The sequence below is a fragment of the Psychrobacter sp. GP33 genome, assembly GCF_014119005.1.
Classification (GTDB): Bacteria; Pseudomonadota; Gammaproteobacteria; order Pseudomonadales; family Moraxellaceae; genus Psychrobacter.
Genome location: NZ_JACGYX010000021.1, coordinates 1 through 5,754 on the forward strand (window position 1 = coordinate 1; position 5,754 = coordinate 5,754).

Here is a 5,754-nt window from a genome sequence, read left to right on the forward strand (position 1 = left end):
GAATAGAGAGCTGACGATGACCTACTCTCACATGGGCGAACCACACTACCATTGGCGCGACGATGTTTCACTTCTGAGTTCGGGAAGGGATCAGGTGGTTCCATCGTGCTATTGTCGTCAGCAAAGGGGGTTAGATATGAGTCTGTTATTATTGTTTTGACGTCAAGATAGTATCTATTGGTCGACCAACTTGTAACCCAACTGAATCAAGGTTAAAGGTGATATCGAAATATATATATTCTATAAGCTTACGCTTATACAAGATAGATTAATTAGAGCTGTTCATACAAACCACTTGGGTGTTGTATGGTCAAGCCAAACGAGCAATTAGTACAGGTTAGCTACATGCATCGCTGCACTTCCACACCCTGCCTATCAACGTCGTAGTCTTCAACGGCTCTTTAGGGAAATCTAATCTTGAGGTGGGCTTCCCGCTTAGATGCTTTCAGCGGTTATCCCATCCGAACGTAGCTACCGGGCAATGCCACTGGCGTGACAACCCGAACACCAGAGGTTCGTCCACTCTGGTCCTCTCGTACTAGGAGCAGATCCTCTCAAATTTCCAACGCCCACGGTAGATAGGGACCGAACTGTCTCACGACGTTCTAAACCCAGCTCGCGTACCTCTTTAAATGGCGAACAGCCATACCCTTAGGACCTGCTTCAGCCCTAGGATGAGATGAGCCGACATCGAGGTGCCAAACACCGCCGTCGATATGAACTCTTGGGCGGTATCAGCCTGTTATCCCCAGAGTACCTTTTATCCGTTGAGCGATGGCCCTTCCATACAGAACCACCGGATCACTAAGACCTACTTTCGTACCTGCTCGACTTGTGGGTCTCGCAGTTAAGCGCGCTTTTGCCTTTATACTCTATGAACGATTTCCGACCGTTCTGAGCGCACCTTCGTACTCCTCCGTTACTCTTTAGGAGGAGACCGCCCCAGTCAAACTACCCACCATACATTGTCCTCGGTATTGTTATACCTGAGTTAGAACCCCGACATGACCAGGGTGGTATTTCAAGATTGGCTCCACAAACACTAGCGTGTCTGCTTCAAAGCCTCCCACCTATCCTGCACAAGTCAGGTCAAAGTTCAATGTAAAGCTGTAGTAAAGGTTCACGGGGTCTTTCCGTCTAGCCGCGGGTACACAGCATCTTCACTGCGATTTCGATTTCACTGAGTCTCTGCTGGAGACAGCGCTGCCATCATTATGCCATTCGTGCAGGTCAGAACTTACCTGACAAGGAATTTCGCTACCTTAGGACCGTTATAGTTACGGCCGCCGTTTACTGGGGCTTCGATCAAGAGCTTCGCTTACGCTAACCCCATCAATTAACCTTCCAGCACCGGGCAGGCATCACACCCTATACGTCCACTTTCGTGTTTGCAGAGTGCTGTGTTTTTAATAAACAGTTGCAGCAGCCTGGTATCTGCGACTGTCGAAAGCTCAAGGAGCAAGTCCTATCACCATCAACAGCGTACCTTCTCCCGAAGTTACGGTACCATTTTGCCTAGTTCCTTCAGCAGAGTTCTCTCAAGCGCCTTGGTATTCTCTACCTGATCACCTGTGTCGGTTTAGGGTACGATTCGTTTATAACTATTGCTTAGAAGCTTTTCCTGGAAGCATGGTATTTGCCACTTCGCTGTACAAGTACAGCTTGCTATCAGATCTCAGCCATATTACAGTCCGGATTTGCCTAAACTGTAAGCCTACATCCTTTCACCTGGACAACCAACGCCAGGCTGACATAACCTTCTCCGTCCCTCCATCGCATTATAAACAAGTATCGGAATATTAACCGATTTCCCATCGACTACGCCTTTCGGCCTCGCCTTAGGGGTCGACTCACCCAGCCCCGATTAACGTTGGACTGGAACCCTTGATCTTCCGGCGTGCGAGCTTTTCACTCGCATTATCGTTACTCACGTCAGCATTCGCTCTTGTGATACCTCCAGCATGCCTTACGACACACCTTCACAGGCTTACACAACGCTCCCCTACCACTTGAAAACAAATTCAAATCCGCAGCTTCGGCTCCTAGTTTGAGCCCCGTTACATCTTCCGCGCAGGCCGACTCGACTAGTGAGCTATTACGCTTTCTTTAAAGGATGGCTGCTTCTAAGCCAACCTCCTAGCTGTCTATGCCTTCCCACCTCGTTTCCCACTTAACTAGGAATTTGGGGCCTTAGCTGGCGGTCTGGGTTGTTTCCCTCTCCACAATGGACGTTAGCACCCACTGTGTGTCTCCCGGATATCACTCATCGGTATTCGGAGTTTGCATCGGTTTGGTAAGTCGGTATGACCCCCTAGCCGAAACAGTGCTCTACCCCCAATGGTGTTCGTCCGAGGCGCTACCTAAATAGCTTTCGGGGAGAACCAGCTATCACCGAGTTTGATTAGCCTTTCACCCCTATCCACAAGTCATCCCCTGGCTTTTCAACGACAGTGGGTTCGGTCCTCCGGTGCCTGTTACGGCACTTTCAACCTGCTCATGGATAGATCACTCGGTTTCGGGTCTATACCCTGCAACTAAACGCCCTATTAAGACTCGGTTTCCCTACGGCTCCCCTAAACGGTTAACCTTGCTACAGAATATAAGTCGCTGACCCATTATACAAAAGGTACGCAGTCACCCCAATAAATTGAGGCTCCTACTGCTTGTACGCACACGGTTTCAGGTTCTATTTCACTCCCCTCACAGGGGTTCTTTTCGCCTTTCCCTCACGGTACTGGTTCACTATCGGTCAGTCAGGAGTATTTAGCCTTGGAGGATGGTCCCCCCATCTTCAGACAGGATTTCTCGTGTCCCGCCCTACTTAATATGTTAACGCTAATGTTTCGAATACAGGACTATCACCTACTACGGTCAGCTTTCCCACGCTGTTCTTCTACATTAGCATTAATCGGCTTCTCCCCGTTCGCTCGCCGCTACTTGGGGAATCTCATTTGATGTCTTTTCCTAAGGGTACTGAGATGTTTCACTTCCCCTCGTTTGCCTCTTGTACAAGTACAAGATACCTAGCTTATGCTAGGTGGGTTTCCCCATTCAGAAATCTCCGGATCACAGGATATTGCCGCCTCCCCGAAGCTTATCGCAGGCTGTCACGTCTTTCATCGCCTCTGACTGCCAAGGCATCCACCATGTGCGCTTCATTACTTGACCATACAACCCCAAGTAGTCTTAATCTATAAATAGATTTTAACTTCAAAGTGTTATATCAGTCTAATTATGATAACGATATCACCTATGTTTATACGCTTGATTCAGTTCTCTTTACTTTTTTGATAACCAACCTCTGGGATAACAACTGATGTCGTTAAGAGGTTGATTATCAAGGTTAGAACAACACGTGAACATGTTGTTCTAACCCAGACTCATATCTATGTTTTTAAATAGTCTCTATGCTCTCGTCGAGTCACAGATTCTGTATAAAACAGAAAGAAGTAATCAATGCCAGTTGGCTGAATCACTTGTTTCTATTTATACCTATTTTATTTATTAGCATCTAAAGCAGTTTATAGTGGTGGAGCCAAACGGAGTCGAACCGTTGACCTCCTGCGTGCAAGGCAGGCGCTCTACCAACTGAGCTATGGCCCCATATAAAATGGTGGGTCTAAGTGGACTTGAACCACTGACCCCCGCGTTATCAACACGGTGCTCTAACCAGCTGAGCTACAGACCCAATTACGCTTGCAATAAACGTAAGCTTTAACTAAAGAACAACTTGTTGTGAATTCTTGCTGACCGAATGCGTCTATAAGGAGGTGATCCAGCCGCAGGTTCCCCTACGGCTACCTTGTTACGACTTCACCCCAGTCATCAACCACACCGTGGTGAACGCCTCCCCGAGGGTTAGGCTATCCACTTCTGGTGCAATCAACTCCCATGGTGTGACGGGCGGTGTGTACAAGGCCCGGGAACGTATTCACCGCGGCATTCTGATCCGCGATTACTAGCGATTCCTACTTCATGGAGTCGAGTTGCAGACTCCAATCTGGACTACGATAGGCTTTTTGAGATTCGCATCACATCGCTGTGTAGCTGCCCTCTGTACCTACCATTGTAGCACGTGTGTAGCCCTGGTCGTAAGGGCCATGATGACTTGACGTCGTCCCCGCCTTCCTCCAGTTTGTCACTGGCAGTATCCTTAGAGTTCCCGGCTTAACCCGCTGGTAACTAAGGACAAGGGTTGCGCTCGTTGCGGGACTTAACCCAACATCTCACGACACGAGCTGACGACAGCCATGCAGCACCTGTATTCTAATTCCCGAAGGCACTCCCGCATCTCTGCAGGATTCTAGATATGTCAAGACCAGGTAAGGTTCTTCGCGTTGCATCGAATTAAACCACATGCTCCACCGCTTGTGCGGGCCCCCGTCAATTCATTTGAGTTTTAACCTTGCGGCCGTACTCCCCAGGCGGTCTACTTATTGCGTTAGCTGCGTCACTAAGTCCTCAAGGGACCCAACGACTAGTAGACATCGTTTACGGCGTGGACTACCAGGGTATCTAATCCTGTTTGCTACCCACGCTTTCGAGCCTCAGTGTCAGTATTATGCCAGAAGGCTGCCTTCGCCATCGGTATTCCTCCAGATCTCTACGCATTTCACCGCTACACCTGGAATTCTACCTTCCTCTCACATACTCTAGCTCAACAGTATCAGATGCAGTTCCCAGGTTGAGCCCGGGGATTTCACATCTGACTTATCGAGCCACCTACGCTCCCTTTACGCCCAGTAATTCCGATTAACGCTTGCACCCTCTGTATTACCGCGGCTGCTGGCACAGAGTTAGCCGGTGCTTATTCTGCAGCTAATGTCATCGTCCATGGGTATTAACCATGGAGTCTTCTTCACTGCTTAAAGTGCTTTACAACCAAAAGGCCTTCTTCACACACGCGGCATGGCTGGATCAGGGTTGCCCCCATTGTCCAATATTCCCCACTGCTGCCTCCCGTAGGAGTCCGGGCCGTGTCTCAGTCCCGGTGTGGCTGATCATCCTCTCAGACCAGCTACAGATCGTCGCCATGGTAGGCCTTTACCCCACCATCTAGCTAATCCGACTTAGGCTCATCTAATAGCGAGAGCAGTAAACTGCCCCCTTTCTCCCGTAGGTCGTATGCGGTATTAATACGAGTTTCCCCGTGCTATCCCCCACTACTAGGTAGATTCCTAAGTATTACTCACCCGTCCGCCGCTCGTCATCTTCTAGCAAGCTAGAAATGTTACCGCTCGACTTGCATGTGTTAAGCCTGCCGCCAGCGTTCAATCTGAGCCATGATCAAACTCTTCAGTTTAATCTTGCTATGAAGCTCTTTAAAGAAGCTTCTAAACTTGGCTCATTTAATCTGGCAAAATCGCTAAAAATTATGTTCGTAATGAATTAACTTTGAGTTTTTTTACTGTCTTAAATGATAATTTTTATAGTTAGAATAACTCCCGAAAAGGAAGTAAAACCAACTTTATTTTATGCATTCTGAATCAGCAAAAATCCACACAAGTTGTTCTTTAGTTATGCTTTTAAATAGTGTCTCTACTGTCGTCCAGTAGGAGATGTTCGTTGCCAGTCAATCAAAGCCAGTGGCCTATCTTGCTTAGCGAGCTGACTATCATATCATGTTAACTATGTTTGTCAAGCTTTTATTCTAATTCGTTTCAACTTGGTTAGTTAGGTAATAAGTTTGTTATCTTATTGCCTAGCTTCCTTTGCTGTGGGGCGTATTATATAGAGTTTGATGAGGGTGTCAAG

Annotated in this window: 2 tRNA genes and 3 rRNA genes; all 5 read right to left on the bottom strand. The window is 47.9% G+C overall.

Going from position 1 to position 5,754, the window contains the following annotated elements:
• Positions 1 to 8: 8 nt before the first annotated feature.
• Positions 9 to 122 (bottom strand): 5S ribosomal RNA (gene rrf, locus H2245_RS11900).
• A 184-nt stretch (positions 123 to 306) separates the two neighbouring features.
• A 23S ribosomal RNA gene (locus tag H2245_RS11905) occupies positions 307 to 3,168 on the bottom strand.
• 359 nt (positions 3,169 to 3,527) lie between these two features.
• A tRNA-Ala gene (locus tag H2245_RS11910) sits at positions 3,528 to 3,603 on the bottom strand.
• An 8-nt stretch (positions 3,604 to 3,611) separates the two neighbouring features.
• A tRNA-Ile gene (locus tag H2245_RS11915) sits at positions 3,612 to 3,688 on the bottom strand.
• A 75-nt stretch (positions 3,689 to 3,763) separates the two neighbouring features.
• Positions 3,764 to 5,302: ribosomal RNA gene (locus H2245_RS11920) — 16S ribosomal RNA — on the bottom strand.
• The 16S, 23S and 5S rRNA genes sit together here with 2 tRNA genes alongside, the layout of an rRNA operon.
• Positions 5,303 to 5,754: the final 452 nt, after the last annotated feature.